19 protein-coding genes are annotated in these 21,980 nt (G+C 64.8%); 3 read left to right on the top strand and 16 right to left on the bottom strand.

The window, feature by feature from the left end; translation table 11 throughout:
• Window positions 1–983 precede the first annotated feature (983 nt).
• From ACX5I4_RS18470 to ACX5I4_RS18440, 7 genes are all read right to left on the bottom strand, one after another.
• Window positions 984–2,447 (bottom strand): aromatic amino acid lyase, encoded by a 1,464-nt coding sequence (locus tag ACX5I4_RS18470; protein ID WP_461837932.1) that lies wholly within the window; start codon window positions 2,445–2,447, stop codon window positions 984–986.
• A gap of 127 nt (window positions 2,448–2,574) precedes the next feature.
• Entirely contained in the window at window positions 2,575–4,290 is a 1,716-nt protein-coding gene (locus ACX5I4_RS18465) for a urocanate hydratase (protein WP_461837931.1), read from the bottom strand.
• 48 nt (window positions 4,291–4,338) lie between these two features.
• Window positions 4,339–5,256, bottom strand: a complete 918-nt coding sequence (locus tag ACX5I4_RS18460; protein ID WP_461837930.1) for an ABC transporter substrate-binding protein — start codon at window positions 5,254–5,256, stop codon at window positions 4,339–4,341.
• Between the two features lie 114 nt (window positions 5,257–5,370).
• Window positions 5,371–6,099, bottom strand: a complete 729-nt coding sequence (locus ACX5I4_RS18455; RefSeq protein WP_461837929.1) for an ABC transporter permease — start codon at window positions 6,097–6,099, stop codon at window positions 5,371–5,373.
• On the bottom strand, window positions 6,096–6,746 hold the full coding sequence (locus tag ACX5I4_RS18450) for an ABC transporter permease (RefSeq protein WP_184741542.1): 651 nt from the start codon (window positions 6,744–6,746) through the stop codon (window positions 6,096–6,098). Before ACX5I4_RS18450 ends, ACX5I4_RS18455 begins: the two co-directional genes overlap by 4 nt.
• Window positions 6,743–7,849, bottom strand: a complete 1,107-nt coding sequence (locus tag ACX5I4_RS18445) for an ABC transporter ATP-binding protein (RefSeq protein ID WP_461837928.1) — start codon at window positions 7,847–7,849, stop codon at window positions 6,743–6,745. Before ACX5I4_RS18445 ends, ACX5I4_RS18450 begins: the two co-directional genes overlap by 4 nt.
• Complete coding sequence (locus ACX5I4_RS18440; RefSeq protein ID WP_461837927.1) at window positions 7,846–8,532, bottom strand: IclR family transcriptional regulator; 687 nt, start codon at window positions 8,530–8,532, stop codon at window positions 7,846–7,848. Before ACX5I4_RS18440 ends, ACX5I4_RS18445 begins: the two co-directional genes overlap by 4 nt.
• Window positions 8,533–8,778: 246 nt before the next feature.
• Here ACX5I4_RS18440 and ACX5I4_RS18435 point away from each other — a divergent pair, with 246 nt between their 5' ends.
• Both ACX5I4_RS18435 and ACX5I4_RS18430 read left to right on the top strand, forming a co-directional pair.
• Window positions 8,779–9,978 carry an allantoate amidohydrolase gene (locus ACX5I4_RS18435; RefSeq protein WP_461837926.1) on the top strand — a complete coding sequence of 400 codons (1,200 nt, stop codon included), beginning with the start codon at window positions 8,779–8,781 and terminating at the stop codon, window positions 9,976–9,978.
• Window positions 9,975–11,333, top strand: a complete 1,359-nt coding sequence (locus ACX5I4_RS18430; protein ID WP_461837925.1) for a formimidoylglutamate deiminase — start codon at window positions 9,975–9,977, stop codon at window positions 11,331–11,333. The genes ACX5I4_RS18435 and ACX5I4_RS18430 overlap by 4 nt, the downstream gene beginning before the upstream one ends.
• A gap of 19 nt (window positions 11,334–11,352) precedes the next feature.
• Here ACX5I4_RS18430 and ACX5I4_RS18425 read toward each other — a convergent pair whose 3' ends face one another.
• The 6 genes from ACX5I4_RS18425 to ACX5I4_RS18400 are packed head-to-tail and all read right to left on the bottom strand — an operon-like array spanning window position 11,353 to window position 17,259.
• Window positions 11,353–12,411: a LacI family DNA-binding transcriptional regulator gene (locus tag ACX5I4_RS18425; protein WP_461837924.1), complete on the bottom strand. Its 1,059-nt coding sequence runs from the start codon at window positions 12,409–12,411 to the stop codon at window positions 11,353–11,355.
• Window positions 12,412–12,421: 10 nt separating this feature from the next.
• A complete protein-coding gene (locus tag ACX5I4_RS18420; RefSeq protein WP_461837923.1) occupies window positions 12,422–13,306 on the bottom strand; it encodes a glycerophosphodiester phosphodiesterase family protein in 885 nt (294 codons plus the stop codon).
• 4 nt (window positions 13,307–13,310) lie between these two features.
• Window positions 13,311–15,137, bottom strand: a complete 1,827-nt coding sequence (locus ACX5I4_RS18415) for an ABC transporter permease (protein WP_461837922.1) — start codon at window positions 15,135–15,137, stop codon at window positions 13,311–13,313.
• On the bottom strand, window positions 15,134–15,454 hold the full coding sequence (locus ACX5I4_RS18410; protein WP_461837921.1) for a TOBE domain-containing protein: 321 nt from the start codon (window positions 15,452–15,454) through the stop codon (window positions 15,134–15,136). The genes ACX5I4_RS18415 and ACX5I4_RS18410 overlap by 4 nt, the downstream gene beginning before the upstream one ends.
• Complete coding sequence (locus ACX5I4_RS18405) at window positions 15,454–16,194, bottom strand: ABC transporter ATP-binding protein (protein ID WP_461837920.1); 741 nt, start codon at window positions 16,192–16,194, stop codon at window positions 15,454–15,456. The genes ACX5I4_RS18410 and ACX5I4_RS18405 overlap by 1 nt, the downstream gene beginning before the upstream one ends.
• Before the next feature lie 3 nt (window positions 16,195–16,197).
• Complete coding sequence (locus tag ACX5I4_RS18400; RefSeq protein WP_461837919.1) at window positions 16,198–17,259, bottom strand: extracellular solute-binding protein; 1,062 nt, start codon at window positions 17,257–17,259, stop codon at window positions 16,198–16,200.
• A 455-nt stretch (window positions 17,260–17,714) separates the two neighbouring features.
• Here ACX5I4_RS18400 and ACX5I4_RS18395 point away from each other — a divergent pair, with 455 nt between their 5' ends.
• Window positions 17,715–18,461, top strand: coding sequence for an HpcH/HpaI aldolase family protein (locus tag ACX5I4_RS18395; protein WP_461837918.1), 747 nt, complete (start codon window positions 17,715–17,717; stop codon window positions 18,459–18,461).
• Between the two features lie 10 nt (window positions 18,462–18,471).
• Here the strand turns inward: ACX5I4_RS18395 and ACX5I4_RS18390 are convergent, their stop codons facing one another.
• The 3 genes from ACX5I4_RS18390 to ACX5I4_RS18380 all read right to left on the bottom strand — a co-directional run bounded on the left by ACX5I4_RS18390 (window position 18,472) and on the right by ACX5I4_RS18380 (window position 21,921).
• Window positions 18,472–19,191, bottom strand: coding sequence for an aspartate/glutamate racemase family protein (locus tag ACX5I4_RS18390; RefSeq protein ID WP_284753640.1), 720 nt, complete (start codon window positions 19,189–19,191; stop codon window positions 18,472–18,474).
• 124 nt (window positions 19,192–19,315) lie between these two features.
• Window positions 19,316–20,875: a helix-turn-helix domain-containing protein gene (locus ACX5I4_RS18385; protein ID WP_461837917.1), complete on the bottom strand. Its 1,560-nt coding sequence runs from the start codon at window positions 20,873–20,875 to the stop codon at window positions 19,316–19,318.
• Complete coding sequence (locus ACX5I4_RS18380) at window positions 20,872–21,921, bottom strand: DUF917 domain-containing protein (protein ID WP_284753642.1); 1,050 nt, start codon at window positions 21,919–21,921, stop codon at window positions 20,872–20,874. Before ACX5I4_RS18380 ends, ACX5I4_RS18385 begins: the two co-directional genes overlap by 4 nt.
• Window positions 21,922–21,980 lie beyond the last annotated feature (59 nt).

Genomic DNA, 21,980 nt, shown 5'->3' with positions numbered 1-21,980 from the left:
TCGGGGAAGACCCCGGATCGAACGCGGGTTCTGCAGCGGGGTTTTGACGACCCTCAGGAACGCGGCCGTTGCCAGATGGCGGTGCCAGTGCGCGTTGATCAGGAAGATCTGCCGCGCCATGGGCGGAGCCGCCCTGTGGTCCGGGCGCTGCCCCGGCCTGGGCCGGAGGCGCGGCGGGAGGTAGTGGTCTTCCGGGCTGCGGAGCTCCGGGAACTCGTGAGATTTCCGTCGTTGCCAACACTGCGGCGGGCACAGAGCCCAGCCCGTCCGGAATGAATCCGGGGATGCGTGTGTTCGCTACTGGTCCGGACCGAAAATCTGGTAAGAGCGGGCTGGCACCGAGAGGCGCGGTGCGGTCAGGCGGAGCAGCTGTGCCAGCCCCGGGCCCCTTGGGGACCCCAACCGGCGGGACCCCAACCGGAAGGCCCAACACCGGAGCCGGAGGAGGCAGGATTCCGGGCACTGGCGGCAATGCCGGCACCGAAGGCAACCCAGGCAATGCCGGGAGTTCCCTGATCGTATTGTCAATTACGGGTGGGACGGCGTCGATGATTCCACCAATCACCGGGGTCAGAACGTTGTCCGGCAACTGGTCGTCCGGCAACTGATTGGCGAGAGTCTCCGGAAGAGTGGCCACTTCCCCAGGACTTGGGATGACCGAGGAGACGTCCGGGGCCAGTTGCCCTACAGGAAGGGGCAGGGCAGCGGGAGGCAGCGAAACGGCAGCCAACGGAATAGTTGACACTGTTGGCACTGCGGGCGCTGAGGGAACAGCCGGAATCGCCGGCAGGAGGTCACTGGCTTGCGAAGAATCGGCAAGCCAGACCGTCCAAGCCAATGCGCCAAAAATAGCGAGAAGAACAGGGCGCAATAAAGAAATGCCATGGCGCCCCGGATACCTGGCCAAACACTCCACCTCCCCAGTGCGGTGTTTGGATATTAAGGTACGCCCGTCTGGGGTGGCAGTCCATAGCTAAGCATGCTTAGTGCCCGAATTCGGGAAGCATCGTCAGGCGGATCGCCGCGTCCACATCGGGGCGGAGATCCCGGTCCTGGACGTCTGCGGGCAACGACAGGCCGGCGTCGAAGGCCATTCGGAACCGAAGGCTCGTAAATTCTTCCGGTGTCCGGCCCTGAAGCCTGAGTGCCCGTGACGCGCAAAGGAGTTCGATGCCCACCACCGTTGAAAGCGCCCGCACCGTGGAATCCAGGCGTGAAGTTGCCACACTCGCGAAACTGGCATCTTCTTCAGCGCCCAAGGACAGGACCACCGTTTGTAGGCTCACCGGCTGAGCGTTGGCTCGAATACGGCCCACCGCTGCGGCGGCCACGTATTCCAGCATCATGACGCCGGACTGGCCCGCGTCGTCGCCCGCCAGGAACCGGTGCAGGCCAGTGTAAGTGGGATCGCACAGCAGGCTGATCCTGCGAAGGTTCGTTGCGCACGCCGCACCAATGGCGAGCTGTAGGGCATCGGCGCGGCGGGCGAGGTTGGTCATCTGGAACAGGCCGTGGTGGGCCACTCCATTGGTGCCATCCTCCTCGGAACCGAACACCAGCGGGTTTTCATGGCCGGCCACCACCAGACGCTCCAAAAGGATGCCGAGCGCGTCCAGTTCCTCGGCCACGGAGCCAAGAACCTGGGGCAGGGTGCGCAGGCAGTACGGGTCCTGGATCCTCGCCGGATCGCCGCTGCCTTCCACGAGTTCGCGGAGCACGCCGGCGATCTCTGTGACTGCTGGCGAATCTGCTGCCCGGGCGACTTCGGGGCTCAACGCCTCGGGATTGCCCGACATTGCCGCGAACGAGAGAGCGCCGGCGGATGTCAGGTTCTCCAGGACGATGGCGAGCTTCTGGTGGTTGAGGACCGCCTGGGCGATCGTGAGCGCGCTTGAGCTGATGAATGGAAGCGCGTCCTCGGTGGCCCACGTTTCCAGTGGAATCGGGACCATCTCGCCGTCCATGGTGCGGCGCTCGCCGAGGAGGGTGAGTGCCGTTCCCGCCAACGCGGGCAGGTCCGCGGTGCCGATTCCGCCGAATTCCCGAACCTCCGGCAAGGCATCGGCATTGAGCATCTCCAAGACGGCATCGGCCACAGCCGGGTTGATCCCGGACGATCCCGCAGCAAGCTGGGAGAGCCTGATGACAAGCATTGCCCTGACGGTTTCCCGGTCAAGGACTCGTCCGGCATCGACGGCGTGGCTGCGCAAGAGGTTCAAGCCGTGAACGTTGACGTCCTTGTCCCCGGCGTCCAGCGCGACGGAGCGGTTTGCCCCGACGCCGGTGGATCTCCCGTAGACGGGCCGAGACAGCGCCGTCGCGCGAGCGGAGCGCTGCGACGCGGCCATGCGCTTAACGGCCGACGGCGCCAACGTCACTTTCGCGCCGCCCGCAGCCACAGCTGCGATGTCGGCCAGATGCAGCCGGAGGCCGTCGATTTCGATCATGGAGCGATTCTTTCAAAGATGGGCGGTTGACCTCCCCAACTAGCTCGCAGTTAATGTCGTTTTCAGGGCTCATAACGACATCTAGTGCGAGCTAGTTGGGTTGGTCGGGTCTCGGTTAGCGGTGTTCCTACTTCTCGTTCATGGGGATGCGGACGCCGCGCTCTGCTGCGACTTCGATGGCGCGTTCGTAGCCGGCGTCGGCGTGGCGGATGACGCCCATGCCGGGGTCGTTGGTGAGGAGGCGTTCGAGTTTCTGGGCGGCGAGCTCGGTGCCGTCGGCCACGGAGACCTGGCCGGTGTGGATGGAGCGGCCGATGCCCACGCCGCCGCCGTGGTGGATGGAGACCCAGGTGGCGCCCGAGGAGGCGGCGGTCAGGGCGTTCAGCAGCGGCCAGTCCGCGATCGCGTCGGAGCCGTCCTTCATGGCTTCGGTTTCCCGGTAGGGGGAGGCCACGGAGCCGGAGTCCAGGTGGTCGCGGCCGATCACGATGGGGGCCTTGACCTTGCCTTCGGCCACGAGCCGGTTGAAGAGCAGGCCGGCCTTGGCGCGTTCGCCGTAGCCGAGCCAGCAGATGCGGGCCGGGAGGCCTTCGAACTCGACCCGCTCCTGCGCGGCGTCGATCCACTTGTGCAGGTGCTTGTTCTCCGGGAAGAGTTCCTTGATGGCCTTGTCGGTCACGGCGATGTCCTCCGGGTCGCCCGAGAGCGCGACCCAGCGGAACGGGCCCAGGCCCTCGCAGAACAGGGGCCGGATGTAGGCCGGGACGAAGCCGGGGAACTCGAACGCCCGCCCGTAGCCGCCCTTGCGTGCCTCGTCGCGGATGGAGTTGCCGTAGTCGAAGACCTCGGCCCCGGCGTCCTGGAACTCGACCATGGCCTGCACGTGCCGGGCCATGGAGGCCTGGGCCTTCTTCGTGAACCCTTCCGGGTCCGCCTCGGCCTCGGTGTGCCACTCGGCCACGGTGATGCCCTCGGGCAGGTAGGACAGAGGATCGTGCGCGGAGGTCTGGTCGGTCACGACATCGATGGACAGTTCCCCGGCCCGGTGGCGGCGGAGCAGTTCGGGGAAGACCTCGGCGGCGTTGCCGACGTAGCCCACGGACCAGCCGCGGCGCTCTTCCTTGGCCTTGACGACCTTGGCGATCGCGGTGTCCAGGTCGGTCTCGACCTCGTCCAGGTAGCGCTTGCCGACGCGGCGGCGCAGCCGGGACTCGTCCACGTCCACGATCAGGCAGGCCCCGTCGTTCAGGGTCACGGCCAGCGGCTGGGCCCCGCCCATGCCACCGCACCCACCGGTGAGGGTCAGGGTCCCGGCCAGCGGTCCCTCGGTGCCCGTGCTGGGAGCCATGCGGCCTTCGGCCTGGAGCTTGTTCCCGACCGCGGCGAAGGTCTCGTAGGTGCCCTGCAGGATGCCCTGGGTGCCGATGTAGATCCAGGAACCGGCGGTCATCTGCCCGTACATCATCAGGCCCTCGGCCTCAAGGCGGCGGAATTCGGGCCAGGTCGCCCAGTCGCCCACGAGGTTCGAGTTCGCCAGCAGCACCCGCGGCGCCCATTCGTTGGTGCGGAACACGCCCACCGGCTTGCCGGACTGGACCAGGAGGGTCTCGTCCTTCTCCATGGTCTCCAGGGTCCGGGTGATCGCATCGAACGCGGCCCAGGACCGGGCGGCCCGGCCCGTGCCGCCGTACACGACCAGGTCATCCGGACGCTCGGCGACCTCCGGATCCAGGTTGTTCATCAACATGCGCAGCGGCGCCTCGGTCTGCCAGCTCTTCGCGGTCAGCTCGGTACCGCGGGCAGCTTTGACCGGACGGGCTCCGGTAGTGAAATCGGCACTCATTCTTTAGTACTCCTTAGGTCTTGCTGGACTAGTTGCTTCTTGCTCGAACTAGGCCAGATTCTTCGACTTGAGCCAGTCCTGGGCGATTTGACCCATGTCCTCGAACTTGGCGGTCCTGCCGTTCATCTGGATCAGGTCTTCGGTGGTCAGTGCCGCGGAGACCTTGTCCAGCACGCTCTTGACGGTGTCCGTGGACTTCTTCTGGTTGATAAGCGGAACGATGTTCTCGGACAGGAACAGGTTCTTGTTGTCATCCAGGGCAACCAGGTTGTTGGCGGCGAGTGCCGGATCGGTGCTGAAGAGATCGGCAACCTGTACCTGACCGGAAAGGAGGGCGTTCAGCGTCAGCGGACCACCGGCGTCGAGCGCTGAGAAGTCCTTGAAGTCGAGGTTGTAGACGGACTTCAGGCCTGCGACACCGTTAATGCGGGTCTTCCACTCCGGCGGGCCGCCCAGGACGAGGTCCTTGGCCACAGGCTGCAGGTCGCTGATGGACTTGAGGTTGTACTTGTCGGCGGTTTCCTTCTTGACCGCCAGCACGTCTTTGTCCTGCGCCTTGGATGCCGTCAGCTGGGTCAGCCCGGACGGGATCTTGGTGCTCAGTTCCTTGGTGACTTCATCCGGGGTGACCGCTTTGGTGGCTGAGTCAAGGTACTGCAGGAGGGCTCCGCCGTATTCCGGCATGAGGTCGATTGAGCCGTCCTTCAGTGCCGGAATGGTGACTTCGCGGCTACCGATGCTGGGCTTTTCCGTGACCTTGACGCCCTTGGCCTTGAGGGCCTCGGCGTAGATCTTCGCGATGAGCTGGCTTTCCGGGAAATCGGCGGAACCGACGGTGATGCTGTCCGTGGAGCCTGCGGCCTGGGAGTTGTTGTTGGAGGAGCTCATGGGATCCCCTCCGCCACAAGCGCTCAAGGCGATGGCGGTGGCTGCCGCCAGGGCGAAGCCGGTCAGGTACTTTTTCATGTCAATTCTCTCTGGGGAGGGCCGTTGCAGGGCATGCGGTGGCCAAGTGGGGGTGGATTGAGCGGTGTTGCAGCTGGCGGGCGGGCCGCCCGGCAGCGAATGAAACGGGGGTGCTTAGACCGTGACGGGGGTTTTCACGGAGTCGGGCGCAACGGCCGTAGCGGCCGCCTTGACGGTGCGGCGGGTCAGTCCGGGTGAGACGACCCTTCGTGTGATGAAGGCGAGCAATTGGTCGAAGAACAAGGCCAGCAGCGCGACCAGCACAGCGCCGGCAACCATCTGGCTGTAGTCGTTCTGCGCTTTGCCGTCGATCAGCAGCCGTCCGAGGCCGCCGAGCGAAATGTACGCAGCGATGGTCGCGGTCGAGATGATCTGCAGCAGTGCGCTGCGGACGCCGGACAGCATAAGCGGGAGCGAGCAAGGGAGTTGGATGTCCGTGAGGATCTTCATGGTGCGGAAGCCCATGCCCTTGGCGGCGTCGACGGCGGCAGCGTCCACAGCGCGGACGCCGGCGTAGGTGTTGGTCAGGATGGGCGGGACCGCGAGGAGCACCAGGACGATGAGGCTCGGGAGGATGTAGCCCATTTTCGATGGGAAAGCAGGCGAGATCAGCAGGACCAACAGAATCAGCAAACCCACGCTGGGGAGGGCGCGGAGGGCGTTGGCCAAACCGGCGATCATGAAGACGCCCTTGCCGGTGACTCCGATGTAGATGCCGAGCGGAACCGCGATGATGGCCGCGACAGCCAGGGCGATCAGCGAGTAGAGCAGGTGTTCGCCGATCAGGGTGGGGATGCCGTCGGCGCCGCTCCAGTGTGCGGGATTGAACAAGTAGTTGATCATGATGCCACCACCTTGGGGGTCCACGGTGTCAGCCACCGGTTGAGGAGGATGATCAGTCCGTCGAGGATCATGGCCAGGACCACGCAGAGGATGATGCCGGCGATGATCGGGGTGAAGAACCGCAACTGGAAGCCTTGGGTGAAGAGCGAGCCGAGCTGCGGGATGCCCAGCAACGCTGCGACGGAAACGAGGCTCACGTTGGAGACTGCCGCGACGCGGAGCCCGGCGCTGATGACGGGGACACCCACAGGAAGCTCCACTTTTACCAGGCTCTGGTATCCCCGGTAGCCCATGGCCTTGGCGGCTTGGACCGTGTCCTCCGGTACGGAATCCAAGGCATCAGCCACCACGCGTACCAGCAGGGCCACGGTGTAGATGGTCAGGGCTGCCACGATGTTGAGCGGGTCCAGGATTTTGGTGCCGAGGACCAGGGGCAACAAGACGAACAGTGCGAGGGAGGGGACCGTGTAGAGCAGGCCCGCGATGCCCACCAGCAGGGGATAGATCCGGCGGCTGCGGTGTGCCCACCAGCCAAGGGGGAGTGCGATCAGCAGGCCGAGGATGAGGGGAGTGACGGCGAGCAGCACGTGCCAGCCGAGAAGGAAAACGATGTTGTCGGATTGGCGGCCCAGCCATTCAAAGTTCATCGCGCCGTCTCCAGGTGTGGTTCGGCCTCGATCGCCTTGACGACGTCGGTGGCCGTCACCGTGCCGATGAGCTCGCCGTGTTCATTGACGACGACGCCGCGCCGGCTGGGGGAGGAAAGTGCGGCGTCGAGCAACTGGCGCATGGTCCCGGACGATGAGGCGGAAGTACCGCTGAGGTTAAGGTGCTCCCTCGTGAGTTCGCCCTTGATGAGATCGGCTTGTGCCCAGCCGAGCGGTTTGCGGCCGCCGTCGACCACCAGCACCCAGGCTCCTGTGGCCTTGCTCTGTGCCTCGGCGGCGGAGGCGCCAAGGGTGACCACTGCCTCTTCGGCGACGGCTACCGTGCCGGCCGCGTTGGTGAAACCGAGGGAACGGTAACCACGGTCTCGTCCCACGAAGTCGGCCACGAATTCGTCAGCCGGGGAGGTCAGCAGCTCTGACGGTGTCGCCATCTGGGCGAGCTTTCCGCCGACGCGCATCACCGCAACCTGGTCGCCGAGCTTGAGCGCTTCGTCGATATCGTGGGTGACCATGATGATGGTCTTGCCGATCTCGCGCTGCAGCCGGAGGAACTCCTCCTGGAGCTGGGCGCGGACCACGGGGTCAACGGCACTGAAGGGTTCGTCCATGAGCATGAAGGCCGGATCCGATGCCAACGCGCGGGCCACGCCCACGCGCTGCTGCTGTCCGCCCGACAACTGCCACGGGTAGCGCTTGGCGAAGCTCGCGGGGAGCCCGACGCGCTCCATGAGTTCGAGGGCTTTCATGCGGGCCTTCTGCCTGCTCTCGCCGAGAAGTACGGGCATTGTTGCCACGTTGTCGACGATGGTGCGGTGCGGGAAGAGGCCTGCGTGCTGGATGACGTAGCCGATCCGGCGGCGCAGCAACGCTGCGTCCATGCCCGACGTCGGCTCGTCATCGAGGTAGATGGTGCCGCTGGTGGGCTCGATGAGGCGGTTGATCATCCTCAGCGAAGTGGTCTTGCCACAGCCGGACGGGCCAACCAGGATGGTCAACTTGCCGGTGGGCGCCTCGAGATTCAGGCCGTCGACGGCCACCGTCCCGTCCGGGTACGCCTTGGTGACATTTTCAAACTTGATCATTTCTTTTCCATGCTTTCCTGGGGCACTTCATGGTTTCCGGAGGGTTCCACGAGGATGTTGTTCGCCACCCTCGCCAGTTCCTCGCCAAATGTCTGGGCCTTCGCCTCGTCCAAGCGGTAGCTCGGTACAACGATGCTGAGGGCTGCCACGGTGCGGCCGCCGATCACAATGGGTGCGGCGACGGCCGTGATGTCGTCTTCTACGCCGCTTCGCACGATGGCGAAGCCGCGGCCGTTCTGCCCGCCAGTCAGGACCTTCCCAGCGGCAGATCCTTCCAGCGGGATGCTCCTGCCGACCCAGCTGGTGTGCCGGACAGAGCGCGTCCCTTCGACGATGGCGATGTAGATTCCGGTTTCCCCAGGACCAGGAATGCTCAAATAGCAGGACTCGCCCGTTTCAGCCACGAGCCTCTTCATGTGCGGTGTGCAGAGAGACACGAGGGATTCCTGCCCAAGCGCGAGTGCTCCCAACTGGATGACACTGGCGCCGGGACGGAAGTTGCCGCCGGGGTCCCGCTTCACGAAACCGCTGCCCTCCAAGGTGCGGAGGAGGCGGAGCGCGGTGCTGGCCGACAAGTCAACAACGCGTGCGGCGTCGCTCAGGCTGATGGAGCCATCGGTGCAGACTGCGCTCAGGAGGGCCAGGGCCCTTTCGACCGTCCGGGTGGAGGAATCTGCTGCCACTGCCTAACCTGCTTTCAAGTGGTCTGGATCACCATGTCTTGCCACTAAGTAAAAATCAACTTTCATCGAATGGCAAGAGATTTTGGAAAATTACCCGAGATTCCGGGATTTGAGACGCCTTATGGGAACAAGCCGTTTCGGTGGTGTTTCATGCCTGTTAATTGTGACGGTCTTACGCTCAGGGTCTTGTCATGTGGTGGCATCTGGTTTTTACTTGGTGGCAGTCTTCATTAATCGGAGGAACACGTGGAAACCGTCAATCAGCTCCTTGACTCAATCAAGGACGTGGGCCGCGATGCGGTGCGCGGAGGATACTCCAGGGCCGTCTACTCGACGCCCGAACTCGACCTCAGGCAGTGGTTCATTGAACAAGCCCAGCAACGCGGCCTCGACGTCGAGACCGACCGCAACGGCATCATCTGGGCTTGGTGGGGAAAACCCCAGGACGGTGCGCTTGTCACCGGCAGCCACCTCGACTCTGTCCCCGGAGGAGGTGCCTTTGACGGGCCGCTCGGTGTGGCTTCCGCGCTGGCCGCCGTCGACATCCTCAAGTCCCGCGGGCAAAATCCGCGGCGCTCCCTAGCCATCACGGTCTTCCCGGAAGAGGAAGGATCCCGCTTTGGCGTGGCCTGCTTGGGGTCGCGGATCCTGACCGGCGCCATCGACGTCGACAAGGCGCTGAACCTGCGCGACGTCGACGGCAACACTTTCGCCGACGTCGCGCGGGGCCATGGACTGGATCCCCGGTACGTCGGGCGCGACCCGGAGGCGCTTGCGCGAATCGGTGACTTCGTCGAACTCCATGTGGAACAAGGCAAGGGGCTGGGCCAGAGCGGGCCGGCCATCGCCGTCGGAAGCTCCATCCTGGGCCACGGCCGCTGGAAGCTGAGCGTCAGCGGCCAGGGCAACCACGCCGGGACTACCCTCATGGCCGACCGTGCCGATCCGATGGTCGCGGCCGCTCAGATCGTCGTTGCCGTCCGTGACACGGCGGCCAAGCAGCCAGACGCGAGGGCCACCGTCGGGCGCTTGACGCCCGTTCCCGGCGGCACCAATGTGATCGCCTCCCGCGTGGACCTGTGGCTCGACGCCCGCCACCCCGACGACGCCGTCACGGCGCAACTGATCGAATCGATCTACGGTGCAGCCCGGGAAATCGCGGCGAGCGAAGGATGCACGGTCACCCTCACGGAGGAGTCCTACAGCGACACCGTGCACTTCGATCCCGGCCTGAGCCGACGCCTCGCCGAGCTCCTGCCCGGGGCGCCGGTTCTCGCAACCGGCGCAGGGCACGACGCCGGTGTGCTGGCTGGACATGTCCCCTCGGCGATGCTCTTCGTCCGCAATCCCAGCGGGATCTCGCATTCCCCGGAAGAATACGTGGCTGACGAGGACGCCTCGGCCGGCGCCGTTGCGCTCGCCGACGTTTTGGAGGGACTCCTGTGAGCGGGATTTGGTGCGAGGCGGCGCTGGTAAACGTCGACGGCGGTTCCGTCGCGGGCGGTTCGGCCGTGGCCGCGGGCGTCCGGTTGGAGGTGGACAACGGCCGCATCTCCAGCATCTCTACCGGGGTCCAGCCCGAAGCCGCTGACCGGATATTGAATGGCGCCGTCTTCCCGGCTGCGGCCAACGCCCACTCGCATGCGTTCCACCGGATCCTGCGCGGACGCACCCATGATGGGCGTGGCGACTTCTGGGTGTGGCGGGAGCAGATGTACCGGAGCGCCGCGGAACTGACGCCGGAGAAATACGAAAAGCTCGCCACGGCAGTGTTCACCGAAATGGTGGTGTCGGGGTTCAGCAGCGTGGCGGAGTTCCACTACGTCCACCACCAGCCCGAAGGGACGCCGTACCCGGAGCCGCACGCGATGGAACTTGCGTTGGCAAGGGCAGCCGTGGCCGCCGGGATCCGCCTCACTTTGCTGGACACCCTTTACCTCGCGGGAGGCATCGGAACACCGCTCAGTCCGGAACAGGCGCGGTTCGGCGACGCCGACGCCCAGGCTTGGCTGGACCGGCTCGCCTCGCTGCGGGCCGAAATCGCGGAGACCTTTCCGCCGGAGATGGTCAGCGTGGGGGCCGCCCTGCATTCTGTTCGCGGTGTGCCCGAGGAGGCTCTCAAGACGGTCGCCCGCCAGTTGCCTGCCGACCTTCCACTCCACATCCACTTGAGCGAACAACCGGCTGAGAATGAGGCCTGCCTGCAGGCCTATGGCGTCACCCCGGCTGGACTCCTTGCCCGGCATGGCCTGTTGTCCGCGCGGCTCTCCGCCGTCCATGCCACTCACCTGACGCCGGAAGACATCCGGCTCCTTGGGGACGCTGGAGCCACCGTGGTGATGTGTCCCAGCACCGAGGCCGATCTCGCCGATGGGATCGGGCCGGCCCGCGCATTGTCCGACGCCGGGGCGATCATCGCGCTCGGCACGGACCAGCATGCCGTGATCGATCCCTGGGTTGAAATGCGCACCTTGGAGCACGGGGAACGCCTCGGTTCCGGTCAGCGGGGCAGGTTTTCGCCGCAGGAACTGCTCCGTGCCGCTACGGTCGGCGCGGCGGCATCCATGGGCACTCCCATAGCGTCGGCATTGGAAGTAGGCGCAGTCTGCGACCTCATGGCCGTGGCCCCGGACTCGGTGCGAACCGCCGGTTCCATGCCGCAGCAGTTCGCGTTCAGCGCGACGGCGAGCGACGTCACCGCCGTCGTCATTGCCGGGGATCTGGTGGCTTCCCACGGAGTCCATGTTCGGCTGGGTTCTCCGGGCAGGCTCCTCACGGAGGCGCTGAAGGAGTTCTCCTGAAAGACAGTGCCGGGAAGAATCAGCTGACGTGCGCCGGTGAGGCCAGGGTGCGGCCCGGGACGAAGACTCCCGGGAACCGCTCGTGCCGTATGGCGGCGGAGCTGCGATTCTTGAGCAGCTCCGCCATGACCGCAGTGCCCCGTACCGCCACGTCATGGACCGGAATCCTGAGCGTGGCGATCCCGATCTGATCGGCGCCCATCAGGATGCCGTCGCACCCTGTGATGGACAGATCCTCGGGGATCCGCAACCCTGCCGCTCTTGCGAGCGGCATGAAGGAAATGGCACGGGTATCCGAAGGGAACATAGCTGCGGTGATCCGTCCTTCGGTTGCCAGCCGGACGATGTCCTCACAACGGTCCATTGAGTCGGCAAAGAGATCGGTATCGAGCTGGTGGACATCGATGCCGCGCCCGCGCAGGTGTGCCGCCATGGCGAGACCCCGCCGGTTTTCGGCTGTGGAGAGGGAGAACGCGGGAACCACGACCGCCACGGCGCGATGGCCCGAGCTAGCCACTCGGTCGGCCAGGATGGCACCGTTCGTGTCCTCGTCGTAGGAGACTCCGTAAATGCCCGGATGTTCCTCCACCCTGCCGACGGACACCACCGGCACCGAGTCGAGGAAAGGTTCCAGATCGTGAGCCTTGATGACGCCGGTGGAAACCATGAGGCCGCCGACCCGCAAGCCCAGGAGCCTTCGCAACCCTGCAAGCTCTTCCTCGGCACCCCGCGTTACCGTGGGAACCACTGTGATGAGCTGAAGCCCTGAGCGGCTGGCCTCGTTCTGAATCTCGCTGTGGAGCAGGCCGTATGCGGGATTCCTGGGATCCCGCAGAAGCAGGCCCACCAGGTCCGAACTCCGTGCCGCCAGCCCGCTGGCAATCATGTTGGGCACGTAGCCCAATTCCCGCAAGGCCCGGTTGACCTTTTCCTGGGTCTTGGGAGAAACAGAGACATGCCCCATCAACACCCGGGACACCGTGGCCCGGGATACCTGGGCGAGCTGGGCGACGTCGTCCATCCGCACACCCAGCGGTGATCCTCCGTTACGTCCCTTCGGGGGCCCCAGCTCAGTCACAGCCACCACTCTACTGGCTGGCCAACATGCCCGCGGGCGCCCCCTGAAGCACGGCATTTCGGTAGGGGACCAGCAATCCCGGCCAGTCGGTCTGGATGATGTCGGCCCCAAGTCCTACCAGCCGCCCCCACCCTGAATCGGGGTCGCCAAGCACGGACATCTCGTCGTCCCAGCCGCAGAACAGGGGCACCCTGTTGCTCAGGTTGATGGCGTTCAAGAGGACGAAAAGTCCCCGCGAATGGAGCCACTCCACATAGTCGGGAGAGGCAAAATCGTGGTCCGGACCTTCTGCTAGCAGTTCCATGCCAACCGTGTTGATCTCCGTGTACTCCAGCACACGGAGAACGTCCTCATGGGACCGGACCATGGGCGCGAAGGGATATTTCACCGGGTGCGCTGCCAGCAGCTCCAGCGGTTCCCGGTCCACGGGGGATTTCAGCACGGCCCTGCCCAAGACGTCGTAGCTGTCCAGGTATGGCAGAAGCCTTTCCCAGTACCACCAGGAGCGGTCCACGTTGAAGAGGGCACGAGGGTTTTGACGCAGTACCTCATCGAGCGTTGCCACCCTGTAGGGCTCGTTGCTCGCCGTCGAGCACCAGCGGTACTCCAAGGCCCGGATCGATGCGGCATCCAGTGTCCTGATGTTCTCCTCGATCCCGAAGTGCATCGGCTCGTAGCCGTCGTGGAAGAGGAAGAACTCGCCATCGGTCGATTCAACGATGTCGATCTCCACCATTTCGGCACCTTGGCGAAGGGCTGCCTCTACGGCTCCCTGGGTGTTTTCCGCGATGGTGCCGAGGCCGGTGCCGCGGTGGACGGCCACCAGGGGCCTGGCGTGCTCAAAAGCGGTATTGAGTTGGGCATTTTGCTCCACGAATCGTGGCTGTCCGAACATCTTTTTATCTCTCTTGCTTGTTTGCGGCGCCAGCGGTGGCCAGCTCATGGTATTCGCGGGCGGTTTCTGGTGTAGTCGACGGCGGAGCAGGGACTACTTTTGTTGAGGAATTACGACGACGTCGCGAACCGCCGGGTCCGGCTCCCCGTCCGTAGACGAGCCACATGGTGACGCCGGTGATGACCATGAGGATGACGGTGTACACAAAGGTCAGGGCTGTGGTGTCCGTCAAGGTGTCGTTGTTGGTGGCGTTCTTGATGACGATCCCCAAAGGCTGGTACAGGGGGTGAGCCAGGAAGACAGCGGTGTCGTAGTCGTCGAGCAGGTGGTTGAAGTTCAGGGCGGCTACAGCCGCCGCCGTGGGTGCGACGATCGGCAAAAGTATCCGACGGAAGGTGGTGAAGGAGCCGGCGCCAAGAATCGCAGCGGCCTCTTCCAACTGGTCGGGTACCGCGGCGAAGGCTGCCTTGAGCATCCGCAGGGTGAACGGGATCTTGCCGATCACGTAGGCAATGGCGAGGATCGCCAGCGTCCCCGTCAGGACTATGTTGCCCACCAGCCATTCGGAGTGGTCGAAGGTGATGATCAATCCGAGCGCCACCATGGTGGAGGGCAGAATCCAAGGGATATGCAGGATGTATTCGATGGCAGCCGTCACCGGGTTGCGGAATTTCTGCACGAGGCGGGCGACGAACAGCAGGCCGAAGACGGCGACAATCGTCGCGACGGCGCTGTAGCCGATGCTCACGAGGAACGGCCACAGTGCCGAGTAGTCGGTGAATACCCGGAGGTAGTTGTCCAGGGTGAAGCTGCCGGGGCTCAGGGTGGCGCTCTGGATTGAGGCTGCGTCGGTGAAGGAAAAGACGACGATCAGGACCGGTGGGAGCGCGTAGACGGCGAAAAGTGCGTATGCCACGGCGTGCACAACAACATTTGCTACCGGGTTTTCGATCTTTTGCTTCTGCATGGAAGCGGGAACCTTGGACACGCTGAAGTAGGTCCCGCCCTTTTCCAAGCGGTTCATGACGGCCAGCAGCACGATCGTGGACAGTCCCAGGATGATGGCGAGCGTCGCGGCGAGATCCCGGGACGAGGGAGCGTTGGCGAACGTCAAAATCATCGGCGTGACGGTCTGGAAGTCCTCGCCGCCGAGTACCTGCGGGGCGGCCAACGCCCCGAGCCCGCCGAGGAAGGTCAGGATGGTGATGGAATAGATCATCGGCATCAGGGTGGGCAGAACGATGCCGCGCAGCACTTTCCAGCTTGAAGCGCCCATCATCCGGGCGGCTTCGATGGTCTGGAAGTCCACCTTCGCCAGCGCGTTGCCGAGGAACAGCAGATGGTTTCCGGTGCAGGCGAACGTCATGACGAACACCACCGCGAACATGCCGGTGAACCAAGCCGCATTCATGCCCGGGAACACATTCAGCAATAGACGCGTGATGAAGCCACTGTCTCCGTAGATGAACTTGTAGCCGGCCACCAGCACGATTCCGCCGTAAATCAGCGTGCTGGCGTAGCCCAGCCACAATACCCGGGCACCTTTGATGTCGAAGTACCGTGTGGCCAGCACAATGAAAATCCCGACGGCGTTGACGGTCACCGAGAGCACCGCTGCAAGTAGGAAGCTGTTGCGCAGTGATTCCATGGCATGTTGGGAGGACATCAGCCGCCGGATGGCAACGAAGGAAAACTGCCCCTCCGGCATGAAGACCGTTCCAAGCAACCTGACGTTCGGGTAGATCAGGAACGTGACGGAAAACCACAACAGTACTGCCCCGACCACCAGGAACAGCGGAGACCGAAACAGTTGGCGCAACGAGCCGTTCACGAGGCAACCTCGTAGTGGGAGACACCGTACTGGGAGCCGCCGTACTGAAGGACATCGTCCGGATTGATCAGAAGCTGGACCGAATCCCCGGGCTGGAAGCCTCCCCTCCCATCCTCCTGCAGGATCCCGCGGAACATTCCGCGATCCGTTTCGACGCGGTAGCTGCTGTAGACGCCATGGTAATGCCGTGAGCTCACCCGGCCTGGGAGGGCGGGGCCGGCTTCCGATGCGACGGTACCCGCGGCCTCGATCCTGACCTTTTCGATCCGCACGTAAGCCGGCCTCGCGGGATCAAGGGGGGTCCCGCCGTCGCGCATTACTGCTTTGACGGTGGCGGGGAGAGCTTGTTTGCATCGCCCACAAAGTTGCACACAAACTCGGTGGCGGACCGCGTGTACACTTCCCGGGGCGTTCCTACCTGCTCGATCCGGCCGTTGTTCATCACGGCAATGCGATCGCTCATGGTCAGCGCCTCGTCCTGGTCGTGGGTGACGTAGACGGTGGTGATGCCGAACTGCTGCTGTAGATCCTTGAGCTGGGCCCGGAGCTGGTGGCGGAGCTTCGCGTCGAGGTTGGACAGGGGTTCATCCAACAACAGGATTTTGGGCCGCAGCACCAGAGCCCGGGCGATCGCAACGCGCTGTTGCTGGCCGCCGGAAAGCTCAGTGACGCTCTTGCCCAGCTGTTCGTCGCTGAGATTAACTTCGCGGGCGATTTCGCGGACGCGCTCAGCGGTCTCGGCCTTGGAAACCTTTGCAACCTTGAGGCCGAAGGCGATGTTTTCCCACACGGACAGGGTGGGAAACAGGGCGTAACTCTGGAAGACCATCCCGATTTCGCGGCGGTGGCTGGGCAGGTGCGTGACACGCTTGCCGCCGATGCGGATGTCCCCGCGGCTGGGCGCGATGAAGCCGGCCAGCGCCCGGAGGGCCGTAGACTTGCCACAGCCCGAGGGGCCCAGGAGGGTGAAAAACTCGCCTTCTTCCACCGTGAGCTGGTACTCGGGCAGCGCGACAAAATCTCCGAAACGGATCTCGACATTCTCAAACGTGATCATCGGCTAGCCCTTCAAGTACTCAAGCTGGATCTTCTCGACCCACTTGTCGATGAATTTCCCGACCAAAGTCCAGTCGATCGCCTGGTTCTTGAAGGCGGCAGTCTGTTGAATAGCCTGCGCATCTGCGGTGGTGGCGGCCTTGCTGTTAGCGGGGGCGGTGAAGAACTGCTTGGACCACTTGGCCTGGACGTCTGCGGAACCGAACCAGTCGATGAACTTCTTAGCGGTTTCGGCCTTCTTGGTGCCTTTGATGAGGCCGACCTGCTGAACAGCGAAGGGGACCCCGACGGCGGGCTTCACGGCTTCTGTTGCGATCCCGTATTGCTTTTCGCGGCTCGCCTTGCCGGACAGCCACATCTGGCCGGCGTCCACCTGGGATTTCTTCATGCGCGAGTACAGGTCCTCGCCCGTGACGGCACGGCTCCCGTTGGCGAAGTAGGCCTTTACTTGTGCCCACCCTTCGGCGCTGATCCCGAGCTCACCGTTGGTGTCGGCGTAGCGGGCCAGGATGCCGGCGAGCACCATCTGGGTGGTGGCGCCTCCCAGTGCGGTGGGCACCTCGTACTTGCCTTTGAACTGGTCCTTGGTCCAGAGATCGGTCCAATCCTGTGGGGCGGCAGCAGGAGTGGCGTAGGCGGCTTTGTTGTAGACGAGCATGATCGGCTCGCGCACAATCGGCCAGAATTGCTTGCCTGACTGGTCACCCAAGGAGGCATCGACGTCCCCTGCCCAGGACGGGGTGTAGGGATCGAGTACGTTCTGGGCCTTGAGCTTCTCGAAGTACACGTTGTTCAGGCCGAACGTTACATCGGCCACCGCGTTGTTTTTCTCCGCTGTCAGGCGGTTCATCACGTCACCACCACCAAGATCAACGAAGTCGATCTTGAAGCCGGCCGTCGCGGCCTCCTTCTTCAGCCAATCGCCGCGCCCGTCGGACACCGAGTTGCTGTAGATGATGAGGGATTCGTTGGCGGAGGCTGATGCTTGGCCAGGCGGCGTGCAAGCGGTGGAAAGCAGGGATCCGGCGGCCAGTACGGCACCAAGCAGGACGATTCGACGTTTCAAAGTGTCTCCAGGGGTGAGCGGGTCGGATGCGAACGCGACTAAATGAACGCGCTTTCATTCTGGCTTTCACCGTGGAACATGCGGATTTAAATGGGTAAATCTCACGCAAACAGATGGCTACCGGGAAAAGTTGAAAGCGCGTTCATTGGATCCCAATCGCGCTTGGCACAGCCGATCGCGCCTGATGCCCAAAACCCGGGTGAGTTCCCACGCATAGGCGTGGCCATGCCACACGTTCACCCCATGGTCCGCAAGATGCGCTGCGACCTGCTGTCGTCGCCGGGACTCCATTGTTTCGCGAGCGCTCCCGTGAGCCGGTACGCACGGCGGCTGGCGTTGGGGCGTCCAAGGGCGGAATGCCTAGTTACCGGGCCCGGAGGGGGCGGGCTGCCCAAGGGGCCCGTCGCGTTCCTGGCGTAGATTTGGCTCGGTTACCCCTGATCAGGAGAAAAACGATGATCCCTGCCAATACACCGCACACGAACAACCGCCTTGGCGCTTGGCTCACTTTTCTGGATGCGCACGGCGTGGAAGCCTTGTCCGGCAGTGGATTCGACTGGATCGGCATCGACTTGCAACACGGCACCGCCACCCTGGACGGACTTCCCGGTTTGCTCCGCGCGTGCGAACTCAACCGAACGCCTGCTTTGGTGCGGACGTCCGGGCACAGCGCGGCGGAGATCGGCCGTGCCCTCGACGCCGGAGCCGCCGGCGTTGTAGTCCCCATGGTCGAGTCCGCGGCCCAAGCCGCGGCGATCGCGGCCGCCTGCACCTTTCCGCCAGAGGGTGTCCGCAGTTCCGGGGCCTCACGATCTGCCATCGCGGCGCCTTCGCTGCTGCAGCCCGAAGGGAAAGTGCTGTGCCTGGCCATGATCGAGAGCGCCGCGGGGCTGGCCAATGCCGGGGCAATCGCCCAGGCAGACGGCATCGACGGGATCTTCGTGGGTCCCTACGATTTGGCCCTGTCCCTCGGCGCCGATGGGGTCACGGATCCGAAGACCCTTGACGCGATCGGCCATGTTCTGGCGGTGGCGCGGAATCATGGGAAGCTGACGGGCGCGTTCAGTGGCTCAGCCGAATTGAGCGGTGCGTTGCGCGACGCCGATCTGCTGGCTGTCGACTCGGATCTCGCCTTCCTGAGGTCCGGGGCCGAAGCCAAACTGGTGGCCACCCGTGCGGCACTTTCGGCCGCACGGGAATAGGCTCACCGACTTAAACGCTGCGGGCCTTCACGGGCGGACGCATGTACGTGGTTCGGCTTGGCCGGACGCCCAGCCGGACGCTGCTTTCGAGCCAGGTGACAGCGGCACCGGTGGGATCCACCACCGGTACGTACGTGCCGTTCTCTTCGAGCCGGCGCTGGAGTGCAGCAGCCACCCCAAGCATCCCGGTGCAACCGAGCACAATAACATCGGCCTCGCCCTTGTCCACGGCCTCGGAGGCCTGCGCATGGAGGCGGTCCAGGAGCAGTTCGTGGTCCTCCAGACCAAGCACCGGCAAGTCCACAACGCGGATGCAGCCGATCCGCTCGCTCAAGCCGTACCGCCGGGTGAGGCTGCGCAGCATCGGCAAGACGTTGGGAAGCACGGTGACGATGCCGACCCTTTCGCCCAAGCTCAATGCGTGGAGGACTGCCGGTTCGAAGCCGCCAACCACCGGGTAGTCCGCAATTTCCCGCGCCGCGTGCACCCCCGGATCGCCGAAGCAGGTAACAAACACGGCATCGACGCCGTCGCTGCTTGCCTCGTCGATCCGGTCGAGGATGCCCGGTGCGGCGAGGGCTTCGTCGTACTCGGACTCGATGCTTGCTGTTCCGCGGGCGAGGGCGACCACGTCGAAAGTCGTCCCGGGTGAAACCCAAGCGGCGATCTCAGCCCCGACCGACTCGGCAAAGGTGTCGCCGATGACGGGGACTATGACTCGAAGATGCATGACAGATCCTCCTGTAGGGGTACATGTGCTGGCAACACTAGGTCCCCCGTTCACAACCCGGAACGGGCAGCGAGCACTGCGAATACGGGATGACTGTGCGGGTTGCCCTGAACTGTCGGAACCCTTAACCGTGCTCGGACTCGATGCTGCGGCAGGCCAATTGAAGTGCAAGCCGCTGGTTGGGATCATCCAGGTCCACGCCCAGGCGCTCGCGGAGACGGTGCAGGCGTGCCGTGACGGTGTTGCGGTGTAGGCCCAGAACGATGCTCGTGGTGGACACCGAGCCCCCGGCCTCGAGGTAGGCCTGCAAGGTGCGTAGGAGTTGGCCGCCGTCCACGCCTTTGAGCGGGGCCAACGCGGTCTCGGCGAAGGCCCGCAGGATCTCGGACTCCTGCCACGCGGCCAAGAGCCTCGCGACGCCCAGCTCATCGATGTGTTCGGCCGCAGGACGGTATTCGTGGGTCCTCGCCAATGTTGCGGCGTCGCGGGCCTCCAGGAGGCTGCTGACCAGCCCTCCGGGTCCGTGATGAACGCGCCCCACTCCGGCCACCACCTCCCAGTGTGCGGGCAGCTGGGCCAGCATGAGGCGCACCGAACGCAGGACCCGGCGGCCATCCGACGACGGCGGTTCGGTGGCGCTGCTGATCCAAACTGTCCACCCATCACCGCGGTCCACCACGGGTCCCATGAGCTTTTGGGCCTCAAGGGCGTTCCGAAGCTTCCTCATCGACGTGACCGGATCATCCCGCAAAGGATCCGGCACCCTCGCGGTCCGGACCAAATGAATTCCCACGTGCCAGTCCTGGAGCCGCCAACCTGCGGACAGCGCGCGTTCCACGACGTCTTGGCTGACCACGCCTTGCCCAGCGATCAGGTCCGCGAGAAGGCGGCCGTGGAACACGGAATCCCTTTCGGCTGCTACCCGCTGGCTAATGAGCCATGCTCGGACATAAGGTTCGGCCACCGCCAGGGCACTGGCGGTGGCAATGCGCTGGTGTTCGTCGCTGCCGGCAGTGTGGGACGCGAGCCATGCGGCGGCCTGCGTGGGGCCTGGCTCGGTCACGGGATGGATCAGGATCTGTCCGTCGGCGGAGGGATCGCTGTGCTGCGGGACGGCCAGGTCCAGCCTGAGCGTGGAAGGCAGGCTGATGGGTTCGCCGTGGATCGCACTCCCGTCCGATGAGAGCAACCAGACCGATTGGGACAACGCCAAGCCCAACGCGGCCAGAATGTCCTCTGCCGTTGTCTTAGTGCTGAGGCGGCGGACGACGTCCTCGATGAGCCTGGCCCTCTGCACTTCCGGTGCACGGACCCGGATGGTGAGCCGGTGGAGCAGTTCCACGAGGTCGGCCCCCACAACGGACAGCACTGGAATGCCAAGACGGTCGGCAAGGCGGAGGGTGGAGAGCAGGGGTGGTTGTTCCTCGGAGGCGATCAGCAGGGCGGCGACGCCAGCCGATTCGGCCCGCCGGACGAGGGCCTCCAAGCGGTAGGACGGCGTCACCGCTGCCGCGGCGCACACCATGAGGTGACCGTTCGCCGTCGTCGGGAGCTCCCCGCTGTACCAGCTCAAGTCCCGGACGGGACGATCGAGTCCTTGCCTGCCGGCGACGACGGCGGCACCGGCGAGCACCGTTTCGGTGAGGAGATCCCGCACGCTGACCGGTGCGTACCCGGCGGTCATCGGGTGGCCTCCGGCTGGCCGGCGTCGATCCCGAAAGCGGTGAGTCCGATCAGCTCTTCAGCGCCGTCCGGCCAACCCGGAATCGACGAAAGGCGCAGCAGGGCGATGGATTGTCCCGAACGGAGCCTGTCCGGCGGTACGGGAACAAAGGTCACGGGGTCCAGCACAGCCAGGACGTCGGGCGCGGACGCGCGGGAGACGCCGTCGATGGCCACGTTCAGGTATTCGTCGAGCATGTCCAGCCTCAGGATGTGCCCGGCTGAGCGGTCCGTGACCGTGAGGCTGCCGGGGACTTCGCCGCGGCGGGGCCGGATCTCGTCCACCCTGCCCTCGCACAGCAGCTCGCCACCCAGCCGCTTGGCGAGGTCGGAAACACTGCGCCCCGCCGAAGCGGCGAGGGCCCGGCCGAGCGCGAGGCATTTGCTCACCGAACCGGGCAGGCCAAGTGCCGCCAAAGTGTCGGCCCGGCACGGGTAGAGAGCCACTGCTGCGGCACCACCAAGGGCGGCGACGTTGGCGCGCATGATCCTGTCCGCCGCATCGATGGAAGCGGATTCGATAATGACGGAGTCTCCCGCGGGCCCAACCACTGCCATGGGCGTGGCCGGGTGGCCTGCGGCGGCGAGGGTTGTCTGGCTGATCCGGGGGAAAGCCCGGCCCATGAGGTCGCCGTCCACCACGGGAAGCCCGAGCACTTGCGCGGCAACCAAAGGGATGAGTGCGTTCAACCCGCCGATTTCGATCACGCCAATGGCCCCAACGCGTTGCCGCAGGGCACCTGCCAGCGCGGTAACAGCGTTGGCAAAGTCTTCCCCGCCCGGTGGCCGCTCCGCGACGACGTCCGGTGCCCCGGCGAGCCCGACATGGACCACCACCGTGTCCGGCGGCAAATCACCGGCCGCTACCAGACGGGCGCGCCCTCCGCCTTGGAGCACATGGCGCAAAAGCCGGGATCCGACGGCGGCATCCCCGCCACCGCCGGACCCCAGCAGACCTGCTCCCGCGGCCAGCGCGGATACGTCGTCCACGCCCAGATAGCGTTCCACCGGTACTCGTTGCCTCACGGCAGAGCTGGCACGGGATAGATCCTCATGGTGATCATTGT

It is taken from the genome of Arthrobacter sp. MMS24-S77 (genome assembly GCF_054888235.1).
The sequence above is the reverse complement of the archived record's forward strand: the minus strand, read 5'-3'. Positions and strand labels throughout refer to the sequence as shown.

Coding starts and splice junctions, on each gene's coding strand:
- ACX5I4_RS18470 (WP_461837932.1), bottom strand. CDS start 2,447: ATGATCGAAATCGACGGCCTCCGGCTGCATCTGGCCGACATCGCAGCT.
- ACX5I4_RS18465 (WP_461837931.1), bottom strand. CDS start 4,290: ATGAGTGCCGATTTCACTACCGGAGCCCGTCCGGTCAAAGCTGCCCGC.
- ACX5I4_RS18460 (WP_461837930.1), bottom strand. CDS start 5,256: ATGAAAAAGTACCTGACCGGCTTCGCCCTGGCGGCAGCCACCGCCATC.
- ACX5I4_RS18455 (WP_461837929.1), bottom strand. CDS start 6,099: ATGATCAACTACTTGTTCAATCCCGCACACTGGAGCGGCGCCGACGGC.
- ACX5I4_RS18450 (WP_184741542.1), bottom strand. CDS start 6,746: ATGAACTTTGAATGGCTGGGCCGCCAATCCGACAACATCGTTTTCCTT.
- ACX5I4_RS18445 (WP_461837928.1), bottom strand. CDS start 7,849: ATGATCAAGTTTGAAAATGTCACCAAGGCGTACCCGGACGGGACGGTG.
- ACX5I4_RS18420 (WP_461837923.1), bottom strand. CDS start 13,306: ATGTTCGGACAGCCACGATTCGTGGAGCAAAATGCCCAACTCAATACC.
- ACX5I4_RS18410 (WP_461837921.1), bottom strand. CDS start 15,454: ATGCGCGACGGCGGGACCCCCCTTGATCCCGCGAGGCCGGCTTACGTG.
- ACX5I4_RS18405 (WP_461837920.1), bottom strand. CDS start 16,194: ATGATCACGTTTGAGAATGTCGAGATCCGTTTCGGAGATTTTGTCGCG.
- ACX5I4_RS18395 (WP_461837918.1), top strand. CDS start 17,715: ATGATCCCTGCCAATACACCGCACACGAACAACCGCCTTGGCGCTTGG.
- ACX5I4_RS18390 (WP_284753640.1), bottom strand. CDS start 19,191: ATGCATCTTCGAGTCATAGTCCCCGTCATCGGCGACACCTTTGCCGAG.
- ACX5I4_RS18385 (WP_461837917.1), bottom strand. CDS start 20,875: ATGACCGCCGGGTACGCACCGGTCAGCGTGCGGGATCTCCTCACCGAA.